This window comes from Actinoplanes sp. NPDC049265, assembly GCF_043197135.1.
Lineage (GTDB): Bacteria > Actinomycetota > Actinomycetes > Mycobacteriales > Micromonosporaceae > Actinoplanes.
In genome coordinates, this window is record NZ_JBICSP010000009.1 from 227,110 (window position 1) to 252,924 (window position 25,815).

Sequence of the window (25,815 nt, forward strand, 5' to 3'; positions counted from 1 at the left end):
AATAACCAGTTAGTTATGTACGCTGAGACCCATGCCGCCCGACGCCACCGAGACGAAGAAGCGCCTGATGCGGGCCGCGGTCGACGAGTTCGCCCGCTACGGCCTGGCCGGCGCCCGCATCGACCGCATCGCCGAGAACGCCGCGGCCAACAAGCGGTCGATCTACATGCACTTCGGCACCAAGGAGGAGCTGTTCGACAAGGTCGTGGCCGACAGCATGGTGATGCTGGCCGACTCGATCTCGTTCGACCGCGGCGACCTGGCCGGTTACGCCGGTGACATGTTCGACCGGCTCGAGCGGTGGCCGCACATCCGCCGGCTCTACTACTGGGCCAACCTGGAACGTGAACGGCCGATCGACGCCGAGACCGCCCAGTACCGGCAGCGGGTCACCGCGATCCAGGCGGCCCAGACGGCCGGCCGGATCCGCGACGACATCCCCGCGGCCGACCTGATGGCCATGGTCATCGCCATCGTGAACAGCTGGGACACCGCGGCCTGGTCGCTGCAGGCGCTGCGGTCGGAGTTCGGCAGCCGGTCGCGCGGCGGTCGCCGGGCCGCAGTCGTGGCCGCCGTGGCCGGGCTGGCCCAGCCGCCGGCCCACACCACCTGATCAGACGCGCACGCGGACCAGCGAGTCGTAGAGGTCCTCGAGTTTCGCGGACTGCTTGACCAGGTCGAAGTTCTCGATCACGTGGGCCTGGCCGGCTGCGCCGAGCTTGGCCCGCAGCGAGTCGTCAGCCAGCAGGCGCTCGATGTTGGCGGCCAGCGCGGGCACGTCGCCCTCGTCGCCGAGCAGGCCGGTCTCGCCGTCCAGGACCGCCTCGGGGATGCCGCTGTGCCGGGTCGCGACCACCGGCAGCCCGTACGCGGCGCCCTCCAGGATCGTCGTGGGCAGGCCCTCCTCGTCGCCGTCGGCGGCGGTGCGGGAGGGGGCGGCCAGCATGCGGGAGGCGGCCAGATGCGCGGCGATCTGGTCGGGGGGAAGCGATCCGGTGAAGGTCACGTCCAGCCCGGACGCCCGGGCGCGCAGGTCGTCGAGCAGCGGGCCGTCACCGATGACGACGGCGCGGGCCGGGACCCGGCGCAGGGCGGAGAGCAGGTCGGCGACGCCCTTCTTCTCGACCAGCCGGCCGACGAACGCGACGTCCCAGCGCGGGTCGGCGGACACGAACCGGGGCAGTGGGATGCCGGTGTGGTGGACGCGGACCTTGGCCGGGTCGGCCCCCAGCTCCAGCGCGCGGTCGCGGATTCGCTGCGAGACGGCCAGGACGACGCGGGCGCGGCGGAAGACGTCGCGCAGGTTGCGGCGGTAGCGGACGCCGAGCGGGCCCGGGCTGCCGGGCTGCCGGGTGACGTCGTGGCCGTGCACGGTCAGCACCAGAGGAGCGCCGACCGTGGCGGCGGCGCGGGCGACCAGCCAGCCGTCGCCGCCGAAGTGGGCATGGACCACGGCCGGGTTGAGGGTACGCAGCGCGGCGGTCAGCCGCGGCGACGAACCGGTCAGCCGCAGGCGCAGGAAGCCCTTGCCGTCGGGGAAGGCGATCACGTCCGACGGCAGCGACAACGCCGACGTGATCCGGGTGGCGCCCAGGTAGGCCGGCGCCCACCGGGTCAGGTAGGCGCCGTGGTTGCGGACGAAGGTCTCGGAACCGGGCAGCAGAGCACTGCGCCAGACCACCACCGGCCGGCCGTGCGGATCAGCCAACGTCGACCCGCTCGGAGCGGCTCGCCTGGGCCGGCACCTTCTTGGGCGCGGCGGTGCGGCCGAGCACCCGGTCGCGCAGCTGGGAGCGCATGCCGGGCGGCAGCGCCCAGATCTGCAGGAACGTCACGTAGTCGATGATCCCAGGCCGCCCGTAGCCACGCGCCTCGGCCAGGATCTCGCGGCAGACGGCCAGGCTGCGGGTGGTCGCGGCCATCGAGGACAGCACGCTCATGGTGAAGGCGGCGTACGCCCGCGGCGTGAACAGTGTCTGGTTCCGGCGCAGCCAGTCGAGCTGCTCGCGCCACGGTGCGTGCAGGCTGATCCGGTCGCGGTCCTCGTCCTGGTGCCACAGGACCAGCGGCTCGGACGCGAAGACGAGCTCGGCGCCCTCCTGTTGCAGGGCCCGCAGCGTCCAGTCGAGTTCCTGCTGGCGGCGCAGGCCGACGGTGAACGGGACCCGGCGGAACAGCTCGGCCGGCGCCATGATGGTCGAGGTCTGAATGAACCCGTCGCCGTAGAACAGGCCGCGCCGCTTCGTGAGGTATTCGCTGATCGGCTCACCGGCCTCCGGCAGCCGGCGCGGCATGATCGAGTCGGCCCGCGGGGTGCGGTTGATCAGCCGGCTGGCCACGACCGGCAGCGCGGCGGTGGACGCGGCCGCGGCGGCCAGCTGGACCTCGAGCTTGGCCGGGAGCCACTCGTCGTCGTCGTCGAGGTAGGCCACCCAGGCGCCCCGGGCGGCCTGGGCGCCCTGGTTGCGGGCGTTGGGCGCGCCGCCTTTCCCGGGCAGCGTGATCACCCGGAGCCGCTCGTCGCCGAGGGCGGCCAGGGCCTTCTCGGTCGGGTCGTCCGGGCCGTCGATCACCACGATCACTTCAAGATCACGATGCGTTTGTACGAGCGCACTGCGCACCGCCCGCACGACCAGGTCGGGGCGGAATCTCGTGGGGATGACAACGCTTACGTCCGGATTGGCAGACATCCGCGCCACTCTAAGAAACTATGGCAACTCCGTGGTGAAGACGAGCTGGACTGATGGCCTATGTTGACTACGGAAGTGTGAATTTCTGGAAAACGAGACAACCGATCGGGTGACTTCGCGCGTCTAGATCATGTGTTGAAAAAGCGCCGCAGGACGCCCCGGTGGGCACTGATTCTGATCTGGGTCGGAGCTTTACTGGCGGTGGGCAGCGGCGGCGCGGTGGCGGCGATGCGGGCGACGGTCTCGTCGGCGACCAAGTCGGTGAAGCAGCAGAACCTGCTGGGCGCGGTGCGCCGGGCACCAGAGCGGGAGCACGTGTCGGTCACCGGCGCCAAGAACATCCTGCTGGTCGGGGTGGACACCCGGAAGAACCAGGATCCGTCGGCGCTGACCCGATCCGACTCGATCATCATCCTGCACATCCCGGCCGGGCACGACAAGGGCTACATGGTGTCGCTGCCCCGGGACAGCTACGTGTCGATCCCGGCGTACGACAACGGCAAGGTCCGCTACCGGGGCGGCAAGGCGAAGATCAACGCCGCCTTCGCGTTCGGCAGCCAGGGCCTGACCGGCGACAAGGCCCTGTCCGGCGGCTTCGAGCTGCTGGCGCTGACGGTGAAGAAGCTGACCGGGATCACCCCGGACGCCGGCGCGATCGTCGACTTCCAGGGCTTCTACAACGTGGTCAGGGTGCTCGGCCACGTCTGCATGTACGTCGACGAGACCACGAAGTCGGTGCACAAGGGCCGGGACAACGCCACCGGCGAGCCGGCCGTGCCGTACAAGCTGAACAGCGACGGCACGGTCCGCCACAAGATCGCCGGTACCACGCCGAACACGTACAAGAAGGGCGATCACTGCTTCACCCCGGCCGAGGCGCTGGACTTCGTCCGGCAGCGGGACCTGCTGCAGAACCGCGACTTCGACTACGGCCGGCAACGACACCAGCAGCAGTTCCTCCGGGCCGTGCTGAAGCAGGCGGTGGACGACGGGCTCAGCTCGCCGCAGAAGCTGCCCGGTCTGCTCAAGGCGATCGGCCAGACGATGACCGTGGACGACGGCGGCATCCCGCTGGAGGACTGGGTGTTCGCGATGCGCGGCATCAAGCCCGAGGATCTGGTGACCCTCAAGACGAACGACGGCAAGTTCCACAGTGATCAGATTCCCGGCGTCGGGAGTGTGGAGATCTTGACCGAATTGAGTCTTCAGATGCTCAAGGCGGTACGCAACGATGATCTCGCGGCTTTCATCCAGTCGCACCCCGAGGTCGTGGCCCAAACCTGAGTTGTTGGTCAGCTGGAGTTTGCCTGATCGCCAACCACCCTCGGTCAAGATCAACGCCTGACCCGAGGAGGATTCAGTGCGAACCCTTGCACGTTCAGCCGTCGCCGTCGTGACGGCCACGGCCTTCGCCGCCACGGCGGCCTGCGCGCCACCCGAGGACAAAAACTCCGGGGGCGGGTCGGGCGGCACCGCCGCCGCCGGCGCGACGTCGGCGGCCGACCTGGGCGGCATGGACGCCCTGGTCGCCGAGGCCAAGAAGGAGGGTCAGCTCAACGTCATCGCGCTTCCGCCGGACTGGGCCAACTACGGCGAGATCATCAAGGCCTTCGGCACCAAGTACGGCGTCAAGGTCAACTCGGCCCAGCCGGACGCGTCCAGCCAGGACGAGATCAACGCCGCCGACCAGCTCAAGGGTCAGGACAAGGCGCCCGACGTGTTCGACCTGGGCGGGGCCGTGGCCAGTGCCAACACCGCCAAGTTCGCGCCGTACAAGGTGGCGACCTGGGCCGAGGTGCCGGCCGCGCTGAAGGACCCGAACGGCGCCTGGACCAACGACTACGGCGGCTACATGGCCATCGGCTACGACAGCGCCAAGGTGCCCGCCCCGGCGAGCGTGACCGACCTGCTCAAGCCCGAGTACAAGGGCAAGGTGGCGCTGAACGGCGACCCGACCCAGGCCGGCGCCGCGTTCTCCGGCGTAGTGATGACCTCGCTGGGCAACGGTGGCTCGGCCGACGACATCGCGCCCGGCGTCGAGTTCTTCAAGAAGCTGAAGGCGGCGGGCAACTTCCTGCCGGTCGACCCGACCCCGGCCACCATCGAGTCCGGCCAGACCCCGGTGGTCATCGACTGGGACTACCTGAACGTCGCCCAGGCCAAGAAGACCGCGTCGTGGAAGACCGTGGTGCCGGCCGGCGCCGTGGTCGGCTCGTACTACGTGCAGGCGATCAGCAAGAACGCCCCGCACCCGGCGGCCGCCCGGCTGTGGCAGGAGTTCCTCTTCTCCGACGAGGGTCAGAACCTGTGGCTCAAGGGCGGCGCCCGCCCGGTGCGGGCCGAGGCGATGGAGTCCGCCGGCACGATCGACAAGGCCGCGTACGGCACGCTGCCCAAGACCGAGGGCACGCCGGTGTTCCAGACCGAGGCACAGACCACCAAGGCCAAGGAATACCTGACCGCCAACTGGGCCAAGGCCGTCGGTTAAGTGCCCGGAGTCATCAAGAGGGCGCTGGGGACGGTTCCGTTCTTCGCCTACGTCGCGATCTTCCTGATCACCCCGACGCTGGTCGTGGTGATCGGGGCGTTCGCCGGCGACTCCGGCGGCGTCACCACGGCCAACGTCCGGGCGCTGACCCAGGACTACGTGCTGGACGCCTTCGGGCGCAGCATCCTGCTGTCCGCGAGCACCGCGCTGATCGGCGCGGTGCTCGGTGCCCTGCTGGCGTACGCGCTGGTCACCGCCAAGCCGGGCGGGCTACTGCGGCGCGCGGTGACCGCCGCGTGCGGCGTGCTGGCCCAGTTCGGCGGGGTCACGCTGGCGTTCGCGTTCGTCGCCACGATCGGGCTGTCCGGCTTCGTCACGGTGTTCCTGCGCGACCAGGCCGGGGTGGACATCTACGCCGGCGGCGTGTGGCTGTTCGAGCTGCCGGGGCTGGTGCTGGTCTACACGTACTTCCAGATCCCGCTGATGGTGATCGTCTTCCTGCCGGCCCTGGACGGGATCCGGCCGCAGTGGCGGGAAGCGGCCGAGAGCCTGGGCGGCACGACGTGGGTCTACTGGACGCGGGTGGCCGGCCCGCTGTTGCTGCCGTCGTTCCTGGGCAGCACGCTGTTGCTGTTCGCCAACGCCTTCTCCGCCTACGCCACCGCGGCCGCCCTGGTCAGCCAGGGCAGCCCGATCATCCCGCTGCAGATCCGCGGCGCGCTGACCAGCGAGGTGGTGCTCGGGCAGGCCAACCTGGGCAAGGCCATGGCACTCGGCATGATCGTGGTGGTCGCGGTCGTCATGGCGCTCTACGCGCTCCTGCAGCGAAGGACGGCGCGATGGCTCGGCTGAGGTTCCGGCGCAAACAGGCCGTCTTCCGCTGGACGACGATCACGGTCCTGGGTGTCTTCTTCGTCCTCCCGCTGGTCGCGATGGTCGAGTTCACCACCCGGGGCGATCAGCGGACCTGGTCCACGCTGATCAATTGGCCGCGGCTCAGCGAGACCTACCCCGACCTGGCCGAGGGCATCGTGATGTCGCTCGGCCAGGCGGCGCTGACCGCGGTGCTCATGCTGGTGCTGCTGGTGCCGACCGCGATCTGGGTACGCCTGCGGCTGCCCGGCCTGCGCCGGCTGGTCGAGTTCCTCTGCCTGCTGCCGCTGACGATCCCGGCGATCGTGCTGGTGGTCGGGCTGGCGCCGGTCTACGCCTGGGTCAACTACCTGATCGGCGGCTCGTCGCTGACGCTGACCTTCGCGTACACCATCCTGGTCCTGCCCTACGCCTACCGCGCGATCGACGCCGGCCTGTCCGCGATCGACGTGCGCACGCTGTCCGAGGCCGCCCGCAGCCTGGGCTCGAGCTGGTTCACCGTGATCACCCGGGTGGTGCTGCCGAACATCCGCTCGGCCGTGCTGTCGGCGGCGTTCCTCACCGTCGCCCTGGTGCTCGGCGAGTTCACCATCGCCTCCCTGCTCAACCGCACCAACCTGCAGGTGGCGATCAATTTCCTGGGCAAGAGCAGCGCCACCATGTCGGTGGCCGTGTCGCTGGCCGCGCTGCTGCTCGCCTTCGTTCTGCTGCTGTTGCTGTCCCTGATCGGTGATCGGAAGAAGACGAGATGAGCGGCGTCGGAGTACACCTGCAAGGCCTGCGGCGCAGCTTCGGCGGCGTACCCGCGCTGGACGGTCTCGATCTCGAACTGCATCCGGGTGAGCTGATCGCCCTGCTCGGGCCGTCCGGCTGCGGCAAGACAACCGCGCTGCGGGTGCTGGCCGGGCTCGAGGACGCGGACAGCGGCACGGTCGTGGTCGACGGGCAGGACATCACCCGCCGACCGGCCAACCGCCGCGACATGGGCATGGTGTTCCAGGCCTACAGCCTGTTCCCGCACCTGACGGCCGAGCAGAACGTGGAGTTCGGTCTCAAGCTGCGCGGCCGGGAGAAGACCGCCGGACGGGCGCGGGAGATGCTGGAGCTGGTCGGCATCGGCCAGCACACCGGCCGGTACCCGCATCAGCTCTCCGGCGGCCAGCAGCAGCGGGTCGCGCTGGCCCGGGCGCTGGCCATCCGGCCCAAGGTGCTGCTGCTCGACGAGCCGCTGTCCGCGCTGGACGCGAAGGTGCGGGTGCAGCTGCGCGAAGAGATCAAACGGATCCAGACCGAGGTCGGTACGACCACGCTGTTCGTCACCCACGACCAGGAGGAGGCGCTCGCCGTCGCCGACCGGGTCGGGGTGATGCGGGCCGGCCGGCTGGAGCAACTGGGCGCGCCGGCCGACGTCTACCTCTCCCCCGCCACCGCGTTCGTCGCCGACTTCGTCGGGCTGAGCAACCGGCTGCCCGGCGTCACCACGAGTCAGGGCGTCGAGGTGCTCGGAACCGCCCTCCCGCTCGTGTCGCCGGCCACCGCGGGACAGAACGTCACCGCCCTGGTGCGGCCGGAATCGGTCGACGTGGTGGCCGACCCCGACGGTGCCGGCAAGGTGCTCACGGCGAGCTTCCTGGGGCCCTTCAGCCGGGTGGTCGTGCAGGTCGGGGACGACCTGGTGACCGCTCAGGTGGCCTCCGGACAAATCGCCGAACTGACCCCCGGCACCCCGGTTCGGATCGAGATCCGGCCCGTTGCGGTAGCGCTGGAGGGCACTTCCTGACCAATATCAGGGAATGCACTCCGAGGACATCACCCAGCATCGGCTCGACCGCGCCCTCCGTGACCGCCTGCTCCCGGCTGTCGCCACTGAAGTGGCGAACGTCGAGGTGGAGGCGTTCGAGGTGCGCGGCGAGCCGGTCCCGTTCAAGGTCGCCAAGGAAGCCGACTACCGCCCCTTCCCGCTCGGTGGCCGGTGGGGCCGCCCGTGGGACACGACCTGGTTCCGGCTGACCGGCACCGTTCCGGACAGCGCCCGCGACCAGCGCGTCGAGCTCGAAGTCGACCTCGGCTGGGCCGGCGAGCAGATGCCCGGCTTCCAGTCCGAGGGCCTGGTCTACGCGGCCGACGGCACCGTGATCAAGGCGGTCGAGCCGCGCAACACCTGGATCCCGCTCCCCGCGACCGGCCCGGTCGAGCTCTACCTGGAGGCGGCGGCCAACCCGAAGTTCTTCGGCAACGGCATCTCGCAGTTCGCGCCGTCCCAACTGGGCGACCGCTCGACCGCGCCCGAGGACCCGCTGTACACCTTCGACGCGGCCGGCATCGTGGTCCGCGACGTGGCGCTAGCCGGCCTCGTGCACGACATCGAGATCGTGGCCGGGCTGCTCAATGAGCCGGGCATCGACATCACCCTGCGGGCGGTGGCCACCCGCGCCCTCGACCGGACGCTCGACCTGCTCGACGCGTACGGGACAAATGATGTCGATCTTCTCCGCGAGCCGCTGGTGAAGGTGCTCGAGGCGCCGGCCAACGCCAGCGCGCACACGGTCAGCGCGGTCGGCCACGCGCACATCGACTCGGCCTGGCTGTGGCCGCTGCGCGAGACGCGGCGCAAGGTCGCCCGCACCGTGGCCAACGTGCTGCAGCTGATGGACGAGAACCCGGACCTGGTCTACGTGATGTCGGCCGCCCAGCACTGGGCGTGGCTGCGCGACGACCACCCGGCGCTGTTCGAGCGGGCCAAGCAGCGGGTCGCCGAGGGCCGGTTCGTGCCGGTCGGCGGTCAGTGGGTCGAGTCCGACACGGTGCTGCCCGGCGGCGAGGCCATGGTCCGGCAGTTCACCGAGGGTGCCCGGTTCTTCCGCGAGGAGCTCAACCACGAGACCCGGGTGGCCTGGCTGCCCGACTCGTTCGGCTACTCGGGCGCGCTGCCGCAGATCGTCCGGCAGGCCGGCATCGACTACTTCCTGACCCAGAAGATCTCCTGGAACCGGGTCAACCGCTTCCCGCACCACACCCTGGAATGGGTCGGCATCGACGGGACCTCGGTCTTCACGCACTTCCCGCCGGCCGACACGTACAACGGCGAGATCTCGGTCAAGGAGCTCAACTACAGCGCGAAGAACTTCAAGGAGAAGGGCGCCGCGTCCCGGTCGCTGCTCCCCTTCGGGTTCGGCGACGGCGGTGGTGGTCCGACCCGCGAGATGCTCGCGCGGGCCCGCCGGGTCGCGGACGTGGAAGGCGTTCCCAAGGTACGGGTGGAAGCACCGGAAACGTTCTTCGACGCGGCCGCCGAGGAACTGCCCAACCCACCGCAGTGGTTTGGCGAGCTCTACCTGGAACTGCACCGGGGCACGCTGACCTCGCAGGCGGAGATGAAACGCGGCAACCGCCACACCGAACACCTGCTGCGCCAGGCCGAGCTGTGGGCGGCCACCGCGGCCGTGGCGGGCGTGGCCGAATACCCGTACGACCAGCTCCGCGACCTGTGGCAGACCACCCTGCTGCACCAGTTCCACGACATCCTGCCCGGCTCGTCGATCTCCTGGGTGCACCGGGAGGCCCGCGCGACCTACGTGACGCTGGCCGACACCCTGGGGACGCTGATCAAGTCGACCCAGGACGCGCTGGCCGGGCCCGGTGACAACGCTGTCGTGTTCGACGCCGTGGCCGGGACCGGGGTCATCCAGACCCCCGCGGCCGACGCCCGGGCCTCGGCCTCCGAACGTGAGCTGCGGTCGGACCGGACGGCCGTCACGTTCGGCCCCGACGGAACCATCGCGTCGCTGGTCGACCTGGCCACCGGCACCGAGGCCATCGCCCCCGGCGGGCGCGGCGGCGTGCTGCAACTGCACCCCGACTACCCGGCGCACTGGGACGCCTGGGACATCGACCGGCACTACCGCGAGACGGTCACCGACGTGACCGGCGTCGTGTCGTTCACGACCTCGGTGACCGAGGACGGCGCGGCCCAGGCCGTCGTCGAGCGGGCGTTCGGCGCGTCCACGGCCCGGCAGACGTTCACCGTCCGGCCCGGCCAGCCCGGCGTGGAGATCCAGGTCGACGTCGACTGGCACGAGCAGCACCGGCTGCTCAAACTCGGATTCGACGCCGACGTGCACGCCGACCGGGCCCGCTTCGAGACACAGTTCGGGCACGTCACCCGGGCCACCCACGACAACACCTCTTGGGACGCGGCCCGCTTCGAAGTGGCGGCGCACCGCTGGGTGCACGTCGGTGAGCCGGTCGGAGTGGCCCTGGCCAACAACGCGACGTACGGGCACGAGGTCCGCCGGGTCGCCCGTGAGGGCGGCGGCATGGCCACGCAGATCCGGGCGACGCTGGTCCGGGGGCCGCGCTTCCCCGACCCCGACACCGACCAGGGTGCGCACGAGTTCCGCTTCCGGATCGTGCCGGCGGCCACCCCCGCCGACGCGATCGCCGCGGGCTACGCGCTGAACCTGCCGCCGGCCACCCGCTCCGGCGGGCGCGGGGTGCCGGCGCTGGTCCGGCTGGACGGCGACCCCGGCGTCGCGATCGAGGCGGTCAAGCTGGCCGACGACCGCTCCGGCGACGTCGTGGTCCGGCTCTACGAGTCGCTGGGTACGCCGGCCCGCACGACCGTGCACACCTCGTTCGAGGCGTCGTCGATCGAGCGGACCGACCTGCACGAGCGCCCACTCTCGCCGACCGAGCCGTCGTTGTCGCTCCGCCCCTTCGAGATCGTCACCCTCCGCATCAAGCGAGCCTGACCCCCTTTCAGTGGTAGCCCTGGGCGGTGTCCGCGCCGCGGATACCGCCCGGGCCCACCACCAGCCCCTTGCCGGGAACGTCTATCGGCGGCCTGGGAACCGGCCGGGGCCGGCGCTGGGGATGCGGGACGGGGCCGTGACGGAGCCGCGGGAGCGGAGGTTCATGGCGAGCTTGTGCACGCGCGGCTCGGCGGCGTCGTCGAGGAGCAGTTCGACCGCGCGGCGGCCGATGTCGAAATATGGCAGGGCCAGGCTGGAAAGGCCGGGGTCGAGCCAGCGGGCCACGTCGGAGTTGTCGAACGAGATCACCGACAGGTCGTCGGGCACGCGCACACCGGCCGCGGCGACGGCCTGGTAGACGCCCATGGCCGCGCGGTCGTTCATGGCGATCACCGCGGTCGGCCGCTCCCGTTCCCGCCAGCCCTCGGCCAGCAGGGACGCGAGCGCGGCCCGGGATTCGCCCGGCCACCAGCCGCAGCGGACGTGCCCGGCCAGCCGCAGCCCGTGCGCCCGCAGGCCGGCGCGGATCCCAGCCAGCCGCTTCCCGGCCGCGTAGGACCGAGCCGACACCTCGCCGACGAGCCAGATCCCGTCGGTGTGCCCGGCCGCGACCAGTGCCTCGGCCGCCTCCCGCCCGGCCCGGTGGTCGTCCGGCAGCACCGCCGGCACTCCGCCGCCGGGGTCGACGTTGTTCATCTGGACCAGCCGTTGCCCGGCCAGGGCCTCGGGCACGCGGTATTCGATCGTGCCCAGTGTCGCGTACACGAACCGATCGACGCCGCGGGCCAGCAGCGCCCGGACGGCCGACTCCTCCAGCTCGTCGACGCCCTCGCTGTCGGTCAGGAAGACCACGTGGCCGCGTTCGGTGGCGGCCGAGATGCAGCCGCGGATCATCTCGCCGCCGAATGCTTCGGTGGCCACCACGTCGGAGATCAGCCCGATCGCGGGCGCACCGGTGGGTACGGCCGTGCCGGGGACCAGCCGCTTGCGGTAGTCGAGCATCCGCGCGGCCTGCAGCACGCGTTCCTCGGTGGCGGCCGAGATCCGCATGTCGTGCCGGCCCGAGAGCACGAACGACGCGGTGGTGACCGAGACGCCGGCGCGTTCCGCCACGTCCCGCAGGGTCACGCGGCCCCGCCGCCCACCAGCCACGTTCACAACCTTGACACATCCCGGAAATCAGGCCCAGACTCTGCTAAAGATTTAGCCGCATAGGGAGTTGCCGATGCTTGTCGCGTTGTGCGCTGCCGGTGTCACCGTGCTGATCGACGTACGCGACGGGCGGCTGCCCGCGATCGTCCACTGGGGCCCCGAGCTGCCCGGACTGGACGCGACCGAGGCCGAGACGCTGGCCGGCGCGGCCGAGCCGGTGCCGGGCAGCAACAACCTCGAGCCCGTACCCCGGCCGTCGGTGCTGCCCGAGCACCACCTGGGCTGGACCGGCCGGCCCGGCATCCGTGGCTCGTACGCGGGAAGCGGTTGGTCGCCGTTTTTCACCGCGACCGGCGTACGGCTGAACGGCGAACCAGTGGACGGCTTCGCGGCCAGCGGGCCGGGCGTGCTCGAGGTGACCGCCGCCGACGGCGACCGGCTCGGCGTGACAGTGCTGATCGAGCTGCTGCCAACCGGCCTGCTCCGGACCCGGGCCACGCTCACCAACCACGCCGCTGACATCTACCAGCTCGACGACCTGGTGCTCGCCCTGCCGATCGCGGCCGAGGCGGCCGAGCTGCTGGACTTCGGCGGGCGGCACAACCTCGAGCGCCGCCCGCAGCGGTCGGCCCTGACCACCGGCACCCACCTGCGCGAGAACCGCAAGGGCCGGACCGGCGCGGACAGCGCGTACGTGCTGCACGCCGGTACACCCAGGTTCGGGTTCGCCGGCGGGTCGATCTGGGCCGTGCACACCGCGTGGAGCGGGAACCACACGCACTACGCCGAGCGGGTCTTCACCGGCGAGCAGCACCTGGGCGGCGGCGAGCTGCTGCTGCCGGGCGAGGTGCGGCTGGCCACCGGCGACAGCTACGACAGCCCGTGGCTCTACGGCTCGTTCGGGACCGGGCTGGACGAGGTGGCCCGCCGCTTCCACCGGCACCTGCGCGCCCGCGAGCCCCGGGTGACGGCCGACCGGCCGGTGACGCTGAACGTCTGGGAGGCCGTCTACTTCGAGCACGACCTGGACCGGTTGCTCGACCTGGCCGAGCGGGCGGCCGCCGCGGGCATCGAGCGCTACGTGCTCGACGACGGCTGGTTCGGGGCCCGGCGCGACGATCATGCCGGGCTGGGCGACTGGGTGGTCTCCCCCGAGGTCTGGCCCCGTGGCCTGCACCCGCTGATCGACCGGGTCCGCGAGCTGGGCATGCGGTTCGGGTTGTGGTTCGAGCCCGAGATGGTCAACCCGGACTCCGACCTGGCCCGCGCCCACCCTGAATGGATCATGGCGGCAAGAGAAGAGTGGCCCGTCGAAAGCCGCCACCAGCAGGTGCTCAACCTCGGCATCCCGGGCGCGTACGAGCACGTCAAGGCTCAGATCCTGGCCATCCTCGACGAATACGACATCGGCTATGTCAAGTGGGACCACAACCGCGACCTGATCGAGGCGGGTACGCGGACCGACGGCGGCCGCCCCGGCGTGCACGAGCAGACCCTGGCCTTCTATCGCCTGCTGGACGAGATCCGGGCCGCGCACCCGGGGCTGGAGATCGAGTCCTGCTCGTCCGGCGGCGCCCGGGTCGACCTGGGCGTGCTGGAGCGTGCCGATCGGATCTGGGTCTCGGACAACATCGACCCGCACGACCGCCAGTCGATGCTGCGCTGGACCACCCAGCTGATCCCGCCCGAGTTCATGGGTTCGCACATCGCCGCGGGCGCCTCGCACACCACCGGCCGCCGGCACGACCTCAGCTTCCGGGCCGCCACCGCGGTCTTCGGCCACCTCGGTGTGGAGTGGGACCTGGCCCAGGCGACCGAGGCCGAGCTGCACGAGCTGAGCGAGTGGATCGCGTTCTTCAAGGAGCATCGCGGCAACCTGCTCGACGGCGACCTGGTGCGAATGGACACCGCCGACGAGGACATCCTCGTGCACGGCGTGGTGTCGCGGGACCGCGAGCACGCCCTGTTCGCCCTGGTCGCGCTGGACAGCGTGGCGCCCGACCCGCCGGCCCGGCTCCGGCTGCGCGGCCTCGACCCGGCCCGCCGCTACCGGATCCGCCCGCAGCTGGCCGGCGCGGCCCGGTCGGCGCCGTCGCACGGTTCCGGCGCCGGCTTCGGCAACGCACCGGCCTGGTGGGGCGCCGACGGGCAGGGCGTGACGCTCAGTGGCGCCGCGCTCGAGCACGCAGGACTCGCCTTCCCACGGATCCGACCCGATCAGGCGGTGCTGTGCCGCCTGGACGCGAAGGAAGAGCTTGCCTAGGGCTTTTTCAGATTCAGTCCCAGTCGTGCAGTCGGAAATTGAATTTGAGCATTGCCCTAAGGAGTGAGATGGCCACAACGACGACGAGGAGTCCGGCTGCCACCGGAACGACGACCACCCCACGCCGCCGCGACGACACGCGGCTGGCCCTGCTGTTCATCCTTCCCGCCCTGATCGGCTTCCTGGTCTTCATGGTGTGGCCGACGCTCCGCGGTATCTACCTCAGCTTCACCAAGTTCAACCTGCTCACCCCGCCCGAGTTCAACGGGCTGGACAACTACGTCCGGATGGTCCAGGACCCGGTGTTCTGGAACTCGCTGAAGGTCACCGTCTGGTACGTGTTCCTCAACATCGTCTTCCAGACGGTTTTCGCGCTGGTCATCGCCGTGATGATGCAGAGGCTGACGCAGCGCACCTGGCTGCGCGGGGTCGTGCTCACGCCGTACCTGGTGTCCAATGTGGTCGCCGCGATGATCTTCCTCTGGGTCCTGGACTACCAGCTCGGCATCGGCACCAAGGTGCTGGAACTGATCGGCGTGGACCGGATCGCGTTCTTCTCGTCCGAGAACTGGGTCATCCCGACGATCGCCGCCGCCAACGTGTGGCGGCACGTCGGCTACACCGCGCTGCTGATCTTCGCGGGGCTGCAGACCATTCCGGAGACGGTGTACGAGGCCGGGCGCATCGACGGCGCCGGCGAGCCTCGGATGTTCCGCAGCATCACCGTCCCGCTGCTGCGGCCGATCCTGGGGCTGGTGCTGATCATCACCGTGGTCGGCTCGTTCCAGGTCTTCGACACGGTCGCCATCGCCACCCGCGGCGGGCCGGTCGACTCCTCCCGTGTCCTGCAGTACTACATCTACGACGTGGCCTTCGGCCGGTTCCAGTTCGGGTACGCCTCGGCCATGTCGGTCGCCCTACTGATCGTGCTGATGATCATCACGTTCCTGCAGTACCGGCTGACCCGTGCCTCCACATCGGACCTGGACTGAGAGGCGGTCGGCGATGCGCGTCAACATCGGCCGTACCGCGGCCTGGGTCTTCATGATTCTCGTCGTCCTGGCCAGCCTGTTCCCCTTCTACTGGATCCTGCGCACCGCGCTGTCCAGCAACAACGCGCTCTACGCGGGCGGTGACAGCCTGCTGCCGGTGCAGCCCGGCCTCGGCGGCTTCGAGCGGGTCTTCGGCACCCAGACCGGCCAGGCCGCGATCGACCAGGGCGGCGCCGGCCAGGAGATCTACTTCTGGCGCTACCTGCTCAACTCGATCACCGTGGCCACGCTGATCACCGCCGGCCAGGTGTTCTTCTCGGCGATGGCCGCGTACGCCTTCGCCCGGCTGCGCTGGAAGTACCGCGACCGGGTGTTCGGCTTCTTCCTGGCCGGCCTGATGATCCCGACGATCTTCACCCTGCTGCCCAACTTCGTCCTGATCAAGCAGCTCGGCCTGGTCGACACGCTGCTCGGCATCGCGCTGCCGAGCATGCTGATGACCCCGTTCGCGGTGTTCTTCCTGCGCCAGTTCTTCCTCGGCATCTCGCACGAGGTCGAGGAGGCGGCGCTGATCGACGGCGCCTCGAAGACCCGGGTGTTCTTCCGGCTGATCCTGCCGATGTCCTCGGCCCCGATCGCGACGCTGGCCATCCTGACCTACATCGCCGCCTGGAACGAGTACTTCTGGGCGCTGATGGTCAGCTACACCGACCGGTCACGGGTGCTGACCGTGGCGCTGGGCGTGTTCAAGTCGCAGACCCCGCAGACCGGGCCGGACTGGGCCGGGCTGATGGCGGCCACCCTGGTCGCCGCGCTACCGATGCTGCTGCTGTTCATGCTCTTCGCCCGGCGCATCGTCAACTCCATCGGCTTCAGCGGGATCAAGTGAGGAGGCACCGGCCATGTTGCGACGACTGAGACTGGGCGCGGCCGCGCTCACCATGGGCCTGCTGACCGCGTGCGGCGGCACCGCGGCGGGCGGGACGAACGGCGTCATCGAGTACTGGTTGTGGGACTCCGGCCAGCAGCCCGGATATCAGAAGTGCGCGGACGCGTTCGCGCGGCAGAACCCCGGGCTGAGCGTACGGATCTCGCAGTACGGCTGGGACACGTACTGGCAGAAGCTGACCGCCGGCTTCATCGCCGACGCCGCACCGGACGTCTTCACCGACCACCTCCAGCGGTTCGCCCAGTACGCCGACCTGAAGGTGCTCCGGCCACTGGACGAGCTCGGCCCGACCAGCGACATCAAGGACACCGACTACCAGCCGGGCCTGGCCGAGCTGTGGAAGGGCCAGGACGGGCACCGATACGGCTCACCCAAGGACTGGGACACGGTCGCCCTGTTCTACTCGGTTCCGGCGCTGGAGGCGGCCGGCGTCGACCCGGCCGAGCTCGAGAACCTGAGCTGGAACCCGCGCGACGGCGGCACCTTCGAGAAGCTGGTCGCCCACCTGACCGTGGACGTCAACGGCAAGCGGGGCGACGAGCCCGGGTTCGACAAGAACCACGTCAAGGTGCACGGCATGTCGGCCGAGGGCTCGGGCGGGCAGGGCTGGGGGCAGACGCAGTGGTCGGCGTTCACCGGCAGCGCCGGGTGGACGGTCACCGACAAGAACCCGTGGGGCACCCACTTCAACCTGGACCAGCCGGCCTTCCAGGAGACGCTGACGTGGTACTTCGGGCTGGCTCGAAAGGGTTACATGCCGACGTACGCCGAGATCGGCGGAGCCAACGCGATCGGCACCGACAAGCAGATCCAGTCCGGCGTCGCGGCCATGGGCATCAGCGGCTCGTGGATGATCTCCACCTTCACCAAGCTCACCGACGCGGCCGGCAAACCGCTGAAGATCGGCCTGGCGCCGACCCCGATCGGGCCCAGCGGCAAGCGGGCGTCGATGTTCAACGGCCTCGCCGACTCGATCACCACGCTGTCCAAGCAGCCGGAGAACGCGGCCAAGTGGGTCAAGTTCCTCTCCGGGGCCGAGTGCCAGAAGATCATCGGTGAGTCGGGGGTGGTGTTCCCGGCCCGGCCCGAGGCCACCGAACTGGCCATCAAGTACAACCAGACCGAGCGGAAGTTGGACGTCACACCGTTCACCGACCAGGTCAAGGATCAGACCACCTTCCTGTTCCCGGTGACCAGCAACGCGGCCGACGTGGTCGCGCTGCTCAACCCGAGAATGGACGCGGTCTACCTCGGCAGCGCCCCGCCGAGCTCGCTGACCAAGGTCAACGACCAGCTCAACAACCTCTTCAAGGTGGTGGGATAAATCGTTGGCCGGCCTGACCCGGCGGCCATATCGTGGACGCGTGTTGCGCTTCGTGATGACGACGACGCCGGATAACCCCGGCGGAGCGTGATCACGCACATCCAGGCCCGGGGCACTCGCCCCGGGCCTGTCGCTGTTCCGGGGCGGCCCCCTTTTCGCAAGGAGACCGTCATGATCGACCACCGCAAGCTCGGCCGTGAGCTGGAGCTCTTCGACTCCGACCCGCTCGCCGGCGCGGGCCTGCCGTTCTGGCTGCCCGCCGGGGCCGCCGCCCGGCACGCGGTCGAGCAATACCTGCGCGAGCTGGAACGCCGCAACGGTTACCAGCACGTCGTGTCGCCGCCGCTGGGCCGGCCCGCGCTCTTCGAGTTGTCCCGGCACCTCGAACACTTCGCCGAGGACATGTTCTCCGCCGTCGACGACGAGCTCATGCTGCGGCCGAGCCTGTGCCCGCACCACGCGCTCATCTATCGTGCCCGCGGCCGGTCGCATCGCGAGCTGCCGCTGCGGATCGCCGAGATCGGCCAGATGTTCCGGGCCGAGCGCTCCGGCGTGCTCGGCGGGCTGAGCCGGGTCCGGGTGATCGCGCTCAACGACGGGCACACCTTCTGCGCGCCGTCGCAGGTCGTCGACGAGGTCGGGCGCGAGCTGCGGCTGATCCGGCGGGCCCACGCCGACCTGGGGGTGCGGGCGTCGAGTTTCCGGCTGTCGCTACGCGACGACAGCGCGAAGTTCATCGACGACGACGCGATGTGGGCCAAGGCCGAGGAGGTGCTGCGTCTCTCGCTGCAGAACGCCGGTGTCGAGTACGAGGACGCGCCCGGCGAGGCGGCCTTCTACGGCCCCAAGATCGACATCCAGGTACGCGACGACGCAGGCCGCGAGCAGACCCTGTCCACCGTGCAGGTCGACTACGACAAACCCCAGCGATTCGGGCTGTCGTACGCGGACGCCGACGCCTCGCACCAGGTGCCGGTGATGATCCACCGTAGCCTCGCCGGCAGCATGGAACGGCTCTTCGCGCACCTGATCGAGGTGCAGGCGGGCGCCTTCCCGGCCTGGTACGCGCCGGTCCAGCTGGCCGTGCTGCCGGTCGCGCCGGCCCAGGACGACGCCGCCCGATCGGTGCTGGCGGCGGCCCCCGGCCTGCGGGCCGAGCTCTCGGTCGAGGGCTCGCTCGGCGCCCGCGTCCGGCAGGCGACGCTCCGCCGGATCCCGTACATCGGGATCGTGGGCGAGCGCGAGGCAGCCGCCGGCCAGATCGCCCTGCGCCTCCGCGACGGACGGGAAATCCCTGCTCAGAGCGTTGCGGAGGCGCTGGAACGGATAGCCCGGGTGGTTGCTTCGCGATCACATGATCTGCTCGGCTGAACCGTAGCGGCCGACTCGTCCGTAACAAGGGGGCGTGACCAACCGCCTACGCTCCATGCTCCCGGTGACGCTCACCGTACTGGCCGCTGTGCTCCTGTTCGTCGCCCTGGTCGTGCCGGACAGCATCGGCCGGCTGCGGCCCGGCACCTGGGTGCCGGGAGCGTTCCTGCGGCTGCCGATCGAGGGCATCGTGGCGGCGGCGGTGCTGCTGATCGTTCCCGAGCGGCTGCGCCGGCCGGCGGCGATCACGATGGGAGCGGGAATCGGCGTCCTCGCCCTCCTGAAGATCATCAACATCGGGTTCCTCAACGTGCTGGCCCGGCGCTTCGACCTGGTGCTGGACTGGCCGCTCTTCGGCGACGGTTTCAACTACGTCGAGGAGACCTCGGGCAAGCCGGCGGCGGTGGCGGCCGTCGCCGGCGCGATCGTCGGCGGGCTCGCCCTGATCGCGGCGCTCGCCTGGGCGATGCTGCGGCTCTCCGGGTACGTCGCCCGGCACCGGCGGCTGGCCCAGCGCGCCGTGCCCGCCGGCATCGCCGCGTGGGTGGCGCTGGCGCTGGTCGGGGTGACGCTGTTCCCGTACGCACCGGTCGCCTCGGACACCACCGCGATGATGGCCCGCAACACCCTGGCCAGCATCCCGCGATCGATCCAGGATCAGCGCGCGTTCGCCGCCGAGGCCGCCAACGACCCGTTCGCCCAGGTGCCCGCCGGTCAGCTGCTGCGGGCGCTGCGCGGCAAGGACGTGATGATCGGCGTGGTCGAGAGCTATGGCCGGTCGGCGCTGGAGAACCCCAAGATGGCCGCCATCCTCAACCCCGCCCTGGACGCAGCCAACGCCAACCTCGAGGCGGACGGCTTCCACGCCCGCAGCGGCTTCCTCACCTCGTCCACCTACGGCGGCGGCAGCTGGCTGGCCCACGCCTCCTTCCAGTCCGGCATGTGGGTCAATCAGCAGCAGCGCTACCGGCAGCTGACCGCCGGCGCGGGCAACCGGCTGACCCTGACCCGGGCGTTCCAGAAGGCCGGCTGGCACACCGTCGGCATCGAGCCGGGCAACAAGCACACCTGGCCCGAGAAGGACTTCTACGGGTACGAGGAGGTCTGGGACTCGCGCAACCTCGGCTACCACGGCCCGCAGTTCGGCTGGTCCTCGATGCCGGACCAGTTCACGCTCTCCTCGTTCCAGCGCAACGTCTACTCCCGCCCCGACCGCGGCCCGCTGCTGTCCGAGGTCACGCTGACCTCCAGCCACACGCCGTGGGCGCCGCTGCCCAAGATGATCGGCTGGGACCAGGTCGGCGACGGCTCGGTCTACGGCCCGATGGTCACCAACGGGCCGATCTCGGAGACCTGGACGTCGACCGGCAAGGTGCGCACCGCGTACGCCACCTCGGTCGGCTACTCGGTCACCGCCCTGACCTCCTGGGCCACCAAGTACGGCAGCGACGACCTGGTGATCATCATGTTCGGTGACCACCAGGCCGCGCCCCGGGTCAGCGGGGTCGACGCCAGCCACGACGTCCCGATCTCGATCATCTCGAAGGATCCCGCGGTGTTCGACCGGATCGCCTCCTGGGGCTGGCAGGACGGCCTGCGCCCCGACGAGGACGCGCCGGTCACCAAGATGGACGCCTTCCGGGACAAGTTCCTGACCGCGTACGCCGCCCCGGCCGGCTCCAAGTCACACTGACGCAACCCCGCGGAAGCTACGATCGCCGGGTGCCGAGAGCGGGCTGGTCGCCGACCGATGATCGCAACCGGCGGCTGCTCCGGGCGCGCGACGCGATGGACCGTGACTTCGCCGAGCGGCTCGACCTGCCCTCGCTCGCGAAGCTGGCGCACATGTCCGAGGGCTATTTCAGCCGCGCCTTCCGCACGGCGTTCGGTGAGACCCCACACCACTATCTGCAGCGCCGGCGCATCGAGCGGGCCATGTCGCTGTTGCGCGATCCGGCCAGCTCGGTCACCGAGGTCGGGCTACGAGTGGGATTCGACAGCCTCGGGGCGTTCAGCCGTGTGTTCCGGGCCGTGGTCGGGGTGGCGCCGTCGCAGTACCGCGATCGAGGCCTGGTCGCCGCCGCACCGGTGTGTTTCGTGAAAACCTGGCTGCGACCGGTCAGTTTCGGCGAAGCGCCGGCCCCGCGTGCACCCGTACGGTGAGATCATGTTCAAGGCGATCACGATCACCACGGTCCGGGTGCTCGACCAGGACCAGGCTCTGGATTTCTACGTCGGCAAGCTCGGCTTCAGGATCGACGACGATGTCGACATGGGCTTCATGCGCTGGCTGACCATCTCCCTGCCGTCCGACCCGGGCCGGCAGTTGCTGCTGGAGGTGCCCGGGCCGCCCGCGATGAGCGCGGAGACCGGCGCGCAAGTGCGTGACCTGCTGACCAAGGGCGCCCTCGGCGCGGCGGCGATCCTCACCACCGACGACTGCCAGAACGTCTACGACACGCTCACGGCCCAGGGCGTCGAGTTCACCCAGGGCGTCGAGGTGCAGCCGTACGGCATCGATTGCGCGTTCCGCGACCCGTTCGGCAACCACATCCGGGTCACCCAGCCGGCCGAGAAGCCGTCGGCGGTCACCGAGGAGGACATCGCCCGCTGGGGTGGTGCGGTCGCGCCGTGACCTCCCCGTGAACCGGGGCCCTGGCCGGACCCGTCCGACCTGGCCGGCCACATCGAGCGCGTCTACACCCTCGATCGCTGAGCCCGGCTTCGAGGAGGAATGTCGGCCGTCAGGTGACAGGCCGGCGGGGCGGGTTCGACATCCGGGCGGCGAGTTCGCTGTCTCCGCGCAGCTCGGCCTCGGCGACGTTCAGGTTCAGACCGTACGGGATCGGCGCGGCCCGCCGCATCAAGTGGTCCCCGGCAAGCTCCAGCCGATTGATCATCGATGCCCAGGCGTCGAAGGTCAGGCCGGCCGTCCAGATCTGCACGATGGACTTCCACGCTTTCAACGGGCTGAGGTCGGCGGGAGTGATGAGGTGGAGCGGGATGCCCTCGGAGGCGTCCAGACACATCCGCAGAAGCACCAGATTCGCGGTGTACGTCGCGGTCTTGCTCACCGGGCTGGCCGCCGTCGGCCGGTAACGGGGATAACTCCGCGCGCTGTCCGTCCATGGCGCTCTGATGATGAGCGCTTCGAGCAGTCTCTTCATCGCCGCCCGCGTCGCCGCGGAGAGCTCCGCGACCAGCCCTTCGGCGAAGGTCAGAACCTGCTGATGAAGGGCCAGCGGCTCATGCGACAGGAGGGCGCAGATCAGATCGTCCGAGGGCTCGGCCCACCCGGGCCGACGTTGTACCGCGTGCTCCCGCAGCATCCGGATCAGGTGCGACGCGACGAGAAAATCGCCGAGGGCGGCGTGCCAGAACTCGTATGACCGGCCGCCGCCGGGCCCGTGGAACAGGGACACCCGTGAGATGTCCCGGTCCAGAGCGCCGGCCTCCATGCGCATCGCTTCGAGATCCTCGTCGACCGTGAGCCGGGTGATCCGTCGCCGTCCCCGGTTGAACGCCGCGATCGAGATGAACCCGAGCCACCACGACACGCTCTCCGTCGATCGATCGTCGTCGTCCGAGAACGCCTCCCGCCGGTGATCATCCACCAGTGCGTAGATCGAGCTCCGGTAGACGTCGACGACGTCCGGGCGGGCCGGCTCGTCACGTCCTGCCGTCAGTTGATTGGCGGCCAGCGCCAGGAGCAGCGGTATGCGTACGGCCTCCCGGTAGCGTCGAACGGCCTCGGCCGATGCCGGCCGGAGCTCGCCGGTGGCGATCGCGCGCGCGTTGGAGCGATTCCACCCTTGCAGCCACATCGCGACCCTCGCGTCATCGAACGGCTCGAGTTTCAGGGTCATCGACCCGGCCGGCAGCATCGTCCGGTCGGCGATCGTCGTGCGCCCCGTCACCACCACCGCCACCGGGCGGCCCAGAGCGGCCTCGCGGCGCTGGAACGCGGCGATCTCGTTCAGATAGGAGTCCCGACTCGCGGCCTGGCGGACGAGTTCGTCGACCCCGTCCAGCAGGAGCACACGCAGCGTCGTATCGCCGAAGACGGCCAGCTCGGGCCAGCTGATCTTTTCCCCGAAGGAATACTCCAGAGCCTGTTCGACCTGCGCGTAGATCGGAGAATTGGGGTCGACCGCCCGCAGCGGCACTCGGACCGCCGTGTAGTTGTCGGGCGGAAGGCGGGCCGCCAGAACGGTGAGGAGGGTGGATTTTCCCACGCCCGGATCTCCGATTATCAGCAACGGAGAGCTGAACGCCGTCGGTGACAGCAGATAGTTGGCCAGCAGAGCACTGATGTCCGCGCGCACGGGCTGGCTCCGCCACCACTCCGGGTCCCAGATCCGGCGCTCCTGCTCGCGGGTGGCCAGCCGATAGCCGGGATCGATGTAGCCGTCTTCGAGCCTCGGCGCGACAGCGCCACCCCAGGTCACCACCAGCGGCGCTTCGAGTTCGGCCGCATTGGCCTCGGCCAGACGTGCGAGCGGCCGCGGAAGTTCCGCCTTTCCGGCCGTCGAGATCGTTCCGAGGATGGCCGAGAGCGCCTCGAGTGTGTCCTGCTGCGCGGCGAGGGAGGAACCCGGCGGAAGGTCCGGGCTCGCTGGAGGCGCCGGCGGCATCAGCCACGCCCGGGCTTCCGGCAGGACCCGCATGACCCGCTGGACATCCGCACCGAACAGCACCGTCGCGCGGTCGATCAGACGAGGAACCCGCACGTCGGAGAGGGGAACCGAACGCGCCGTCTCGGCCAGGACGGCGAGAATCGCCGGCCCGAAATCGTCTTTGCGAAAGGATGACGGCTCGGTCGCGACGCCGATCCTGACATCGATCAACAGCGCCGACCCGGGCGCGGCGGCCGGCAGCTGTGACGGCTCCGGCGGCAGGATCTCGAGGATGGTCCCGACCAGGGCTTTGGCCATGGTCACCGTGTGCAGGGCGGTGAGAAGTTCGAGACGACGCGGCCCCGTCACCTGATCGATGCGCACCGCCGCGTCGACGAACCACCGGGATGCTTCGGCCACCGCGGTCAGCTGCCGCCACGGACCGTCCTCGGCACCCGCGGTCATCGCGTTCAGCTCGCCCTGCCGCGCGGGGATCAGGGACGCCAACCGGAGGAGGGCCCCACGGAAGGTGAGGATGTCGGCGTTCCGCTCACCGGCCGGCTCACCTTCGGCCGGCGAAGGACCGAGCGGCGCCCTCGGCGCGGGAATGATGTCCTCGAGCAACAGGTGGGTGAAACGCTGAGCCGCCTCGGACAGTACGGAATAGATACGACCGCGGTACTCGGCCCGCGAGATTTCCGCCTCGAGCAGCAGTCGCGGCACCGACCGGGACCAGTCCTCGTCGACCTGTTTCTTCCCTCCGACGGCCGGCCCGCCGTTGAGCAGTCCCCCATCCGGCTCCACGGCCGGCAGTTGCAGGGCGATGAAGTCTTCCGCGAGGCGGTCGGGGTACAGGGGCATCAGCACGACGCCGTCTCCCGGCGACGGATAGCACAACCGGTGGTCATCGAGGATGAGGTCGCCGCCGTCGGTGGTGCCGGCCAGGTTCGTGGCTTTCAGGGCGGCGCGGCCGTCAGCGCGGGGCAGGGCGCCGGTGAGTGTGGCGACGAAGACCACCCGCTGCATCAGCTGACCGGTCGTGGCGATCCGGCGCGTCCGGTGCATGTCCGACCAGTGCTGCTGCTCCCGGCGCAGCAGATATTCCGAGAGCTCGTCGGCCGATCCCGGCGGTGTCTTCCCCTGCCCGGCCGCGTCGATGGCCACCAGGGCGGCCATGTGGATCTCCAGGATGGAGTCGAACTTGGGATCGGAAAGATCCATGGGAGGCTGAATGGACTCACTGCCGGGCACATCCATGGCCTTGGCGAAACGGTCCCGGGCCGTGTCGAAGACAGCACGGCGCTCGGCCGGAGCCGTGGCGATGGCCTCGAGCCCGGTCTGCCCGTCCCGAAATCGGTAGATGTCGACGAGCGTGTGGCGCACGCTCGACCACCAGCTGCCGGGCCGGGCCAGCATGAGTACGCGGACCCGCTCGTACCCGGTGCGGGTGATCCGTCCGCAGCACTCCAGGAGCTGATCCGTCGGCCACCGTTCGGCGTAGTCGATGATCACGAGCAGCCCCGGGGCGTCACGTGGATCGTCGAGCTTCAGCAGGGGCTGGTGGCGGCTGTTGTCGGCGTAAGCCTCGCCGACATGCCAGCCGTCGGCCACCGAATCACCGGCGAACTGCCGGGCGAGCCGGGTCTTCCCATGGCCACCGGGCGCGTGGATCAGCTTGATCTGACGCGGCCGGCTCTCGTCCCGCCAGGCCAGGAGGTCACCGCGGAGCTTGTCCCGGCCGTAGAAGGGCACGACCTCGTTGCGAACGTCCAGCAACTGACTCGGTGCCAGATCCTCGACGGAATCAACCTCGGCCGGCACCCATCGGGCGACCCGGTAACCCGAGGCGCCGCCGCCCTGGTAGATGTTCATGGTGGTCGCCAGGTAGGCGTCTCCACCGACATCCAGGCGCTTCTCCACCGTCGACTCCGGGTCAGTCGTCACGCGGCTGGTGCACTGTCATCTCATGCGCGCTGTATGAGGTCTTCGCCGAGATGTTGAACGTGGACCCGCCGGCCGGTGGAGCCGGCGACGGCCGCGCCGGCGTCTCCCCGGAGGGACCGGCCTCGCCGGCGGGCGGCTCGGAACTCGGCCGCTGCACCGGCTGGGCGGCCGATCTCCGTGGCTCGCGCTGGGGGTCACGCCGGCTCGCGAAGACACCGGCGACGCCGAAAACGATCGTCGCCGCGGCGCCGACGATGCTCGACCACTGGTCGGCGCGGCCGAGCCCCTGCTTGGCCAGGAAGACGAACCACAGCGCCGATGCCGCGCCCAGCAGGAAACACACGATGGCCACGGCAACCCAGCGACGGCGTGTCATGACCGTATGGTTACCCAAGGGGGCGG

General features: G+C 70.1%; 20 protein-coding genes. 15 read left to right on the forward strand and 5 right to left on the reverse strand.

The annotated features are described in order from the left end of the window. Positions 1-31 precede the first annotated feature (31 nt). Positions 32-613, forward strand: coding sequence for a TetR family transcriptional regulator (locus tag ACGFIO_RS22750; protein ID WP_392828322.1), 582 nt, complete (start codon positions 32-34; stop codon positions 611-613). Here the strand turns inward: ACGFIO_RS22750 and ACGFIO_RS22755 are convergent, their stop codons facing one another. Together ACGFIO_RS22755 and ACGFIO_RS22760 are read right to left on the reverse strand one after the other, a co-directional pair. Next, positions 614-1,708 (reverse strand): glycosyltransferase, encoded by a 1,095-nt coding sequence (locus tag ACGFIO_RS22755; protein WP_392828324.1) that lies wholly within the window; start codon positions 1,706-1,708, stop codon positions 614-616. It lies immediately after the preceding gene. Next, on the reverse strand, positions 1,701-2,690 hold the full coding sequence (locus tag ACGFIO_RS22760) for a glycosyltransferase family 2 protein (protein ID WP_392828326.1): 990 nt from the start codon (positions 2,688-2,690) through the stop codon (positions 1,701-1,703). The genes ACGFIO_RS22755 and ACGFIO_RS22760 overlap by 8 nt, the downstream gene beginning before the upstream one ends. A 201-nt stretch (positions 2,691-2,891) precedes the next feature. Between ACGFIO_RS22760 and ACGFIO_RS22765 the strand changes: the two genes are divergently transcribed. The 6 genes from ACGFIO_RS22765 to ACGFIO_RS22790 all read left to right on the forward strand — a co-directional run bounded on the left by ACGFIO_RS22765 (position 2,892) and on the right by ACGFIO_RS22790 (position 10,802). Further along, complete coding sequence (locus tag ACGFIO_RS22765) at positions 2,892-3,974, forward strand: LCP family protein (RefSeq protein ID WP_392828327.1); 1,083 nt, start codon at positions 2,892-2,894, stop codon at positions 3,972-3,974. Between the two features lie 76 nt (positions 3,975-4,050). Continuing rightward, on the forward strand, positions 4,051-5,178 hold the full coding sequence (locus ACGFIO_RS22770; RefSeq protein ID WP_392828329.1) for an ABC transporter substrate-binding protein: 1,128 nt from the start codon (positions 4,051-4,053) through the stop codon (positions 5,176-5,178). Then, positions 5,179-6,030 carry an ABC transporter permease gene (locus ACGFIO_RS22775; protein WP_392828331.1) on the forward strand — a complete coding sequence of 284 codons (852 nt, stop codon included), beginning with the start codon at positions 5,179-5,181 and terminating at the stop codon, positions 6,028-6,030. It begins immediately after the preceding gene. Then, on the forward strand, positions 6,018-6,803 hold the full coding sequence (locus tag ACGFIO_RS22780; RefSeq protein WP_392828333.1) for an ABC transporter permease: 786 nt from the start codon (positions 6,018-6,020) through the stop codon (positions 6,801-6,803). The genes ACGFIO_RS22775 and ACGFIO_RS22780 overlap by 13 nt, the downstream gene beginning before the upstream one ends. Next, complete coding sequence (locus ACGFIO_RS22785; protein WP_392828335.1) at positions 6,800-7,831, forward strand: ABC transporter ATP-binding protein; 1,032 nt, start codon at positions 6,800-6,802, stop codon at positions 7,829-7,831. The genes ACGFIO_RS22780 and ACGFIO_RS22785 overlap by 4 nt, the downstream gene beginning before the upstream one ends. 13 nt (positions 7,832-7,844) lie before the next feature. Continuing rightward, positions 7,845-10,802, forward strand: a complete 2,958-nt coding sequence (locus tag ACGFIO_RS22790) for an alpha-mannosidase (RefSeq protein WP_392828337.1) — start codon at positions 7,845-7,847, stop codon at positions 10,800-10,802. An 81-nt stretch (positions 10,803-10,883) separates the two neighbouring features. Here the strand turns inward: ACGFIO_RS22790 and ACGFIO_RS22795 are convergent, their stop codons facing one another. Next, entirely contained in the window at positions 10,884-11,954 is a 1,071-nt protein-coding gene (locus ACGFIO_RS22795) for a LacI family DNA-binding transcriptional regulator (protein WP_392828339.1), read from the reverse strand. A 73-nt stretch (positions 11,955-12,027) separates the two neighbouring features. Here ACGFIO_RS22795 and ACGFIO_RS22800 point away from each other — a divergent pair, with 73 nt between their 5' ends. The 8 genes from ACGFIO_RS22800 (at position 12,028) to ACGFIO_RS22835 (ending at position 21,488) form a co-directional block, all read left to right on the forward strand. Beyond that, positions 12,028-14,217: an alpha-galactosidase gene (locus tag ACGFIO_RS22800; protein ID WP_392828341.1), complete on the forward strand. Its 2,190-nt coding sequence runs from the start codon at positions 12,028-12,030 to the stop codon at positions 14,215-14,217. Between the two features lie 68 nt (positions 14,218-14,285). Next, a complete protein-coding gene (locus tag ACGFIO_RS22805; RefSeq protein ID WP_392828342.1) occupies positions 14,286-15,209 on the forward strand; it encodes a carbohydrate ABC transporter permease in 924 nt (307 codons plus the stop codon). Between the two features lie 13 nt (positions 15,210-15,222). Continuing rightward, complete coding sequence (locus tag ACGFIO_RS22810) at positions 15,223-16,098, forward strand: carbohydrate ABC transporter permease (protein WP_392828344.1); 876 nt, start codon at positions 15,223-15,225, stop codon at positions 16,096-16,098. Positions 16,099-16,111: 13 nt separating this feature from the next. After that, positions 16,112-17,482, forward strand: a complete 1,371-nt coding sequence (locus ACGFIO_RS22815) for an ABC transporter substrate-binding protein (protein ID WP_392828346.1) — start codon at positions 16,112-16,114, stop codon at positions 17,480-17,482. 87 nt (positions 17,483-17,569) lie between these two features. Then, positions 17,570-18,853: a threonine--tRNA ligase gene (gene thrS / locus ACGFIO_RS22820; RefSeq protein ID WP_392828348.1), complete on the forward strand. Its 1,284-nt coding sequence runs from the start codon at positions 17,570-17,572 to the stop codon at positions 18,851-18,853. A gap of 34 nt (positions 18,854-18,887) precedes the next feature. Continuing rightward, positions 18,888-20,546, forward strand: coding sequence for a sulfatase (locus ACGFIO_RS22825; protein ID WP_392828349.1), 1,659 nt, complete (start codon positions 18,888-18,890; stop codon positions 20,544-20,546). 29 nt (positions 20,547-20,575) lie between these two features. Continuing rightward, positions 20,576-21,016 (forward strand): helix-turn-helix transcriptional regulator, encoded by a 441-nt coding sequence (locus ACGFIO_RS22830; RefSeq protein ID WP_392828351.1) that lies wholly within the window; start codon positions 20,576-20,578, stop codon positions 21,014-21,016. Between the two features lie 4 nt (positions 21,017-21,020). Continuing rightward, positions 21,021-21,488: a VOC family protein gene (locus tag ACGFIO_RS22835; RefSeq protein WP_392828352.1), complete on the forward strand. Its 468-nt coding sequence runs from the start codon at positions 21,021-21,023 to the stop codon at positions 21,486-21,488. 109 nt (positions 21,489-21,597) lie between these two features. Here ACGFIO_RS22835 and ACGFIO_RS22840 read toward each other — a convergent pair whose 3' ends face one another. Both ACGFIO_RS22840 and ACGFIO_RS22845 read right to left on the reverse strand, forming a co-directional pair. After that, on the reverse strand, positions 21,598-25,413 hold the full coding sequence (locus ACGFIO_RS22840; protein ID WP_392828353.1) for an NACHT domain-containing protein: 3,816 nt from the start codon (positions 25,411-25,413) through the stop codon (positions 21,598-21,600). Beyond that, the gene (locus ACGFIO_RS22845) at positions 25,403-25,789 is read right to left on the reverse strand and encodes a hypothetical protein (RefSeq protein WP_392828355.1); all 387 of its coding nucleotides are present in this window, start codon (positions 25,787-25,789) and stop codon (positions 25,403-25,405) included. The genes ACGFIO_RS22840 and ACGFIO_RS22845 overlap by 11 nt, the downstream gene beginning before the upstream one ends. Between the last annotated feature and the right edge of the window lie 26 nt (positions 25,790-25,815).

Coding starts and splice junctions, on each gene's coding strand:
- ACGFIO_RS22800 (WP_392828341.1), top strand. CDS start 12,028: ATGCTTGTCGCGTTGTGCGCTGCCGGTGTCACCGTGCTGATCGACGTA.
- ACGFIO_RS22750 (WP_392828322.1), top strand. CDS start 32: ATGCCGCCCGACGCCACCGAGACGAAGAAGCGCCTGATGCGGGCCGCG.
- ACGFIO_RS22780 (WP_392828333.1), top strand. CDS start 6,018: ATGGCTCGGCTGAGGTTCCGGCGCAAACAGGCCGTCTTCCGCTGGACG.
- ACGFIO_RS22845 (WP_392828355.1), bottom strand. CDS start 25,789: ATGACACGCCGTCGCTGGGTTGCCGTGGCCATCGTGTGTTTCCTGCTG.
- ACGFIO_RS22815 (WP_392828346.1), top strand. CDS start 16,112: ATGTTGCGACGACTGAGACTGGGCGCGGCCGCGCTCACCATGGGCCTG.
- ACGFIO_RS22790 (WP_392828337.1), top strand. CDS start 7,845: ATGCACTCCGAGGACATCACCCAGCATCGGCTCGACCGCGCCCTCCGT.
- ACGFIO_RS22805 (WP_392828342.1), top strand. CDS start 14,286: ATGGCCACAACGACGACGAGGAGTCCGGCTGCCACCGGAACGACGACC.
- ACGFIO_RS22785 (WP_392828335.1), top strand. CDS start 6,800: ATGAGCGGCGTCGGAGTACACCTGCAAGGCCTGCGGCGCAGCTTCGGC.
- ACGFIO_RS22760 (WP_392828326.1), bottom strand. CDS start 2,690: ATGTCTGCCAATCCGGACGTAAGCGTTGTCATCCCCACGAGATTCCGC.
- ACGFIO_RS22835 (WP_392828352.1), top strand. CDS start 21,021: ATGTTCAAGGCGATCACGATCACCACGGTCCGGGTGCTCGACCAGGAC.
- ACGFIO_RS22810 (WP_392828344.1), top strand. CDS start 15,223: ATGCGCGTCAACATCGGCCGTACCGCGGCCTGGGTCTTCATGATTCTC.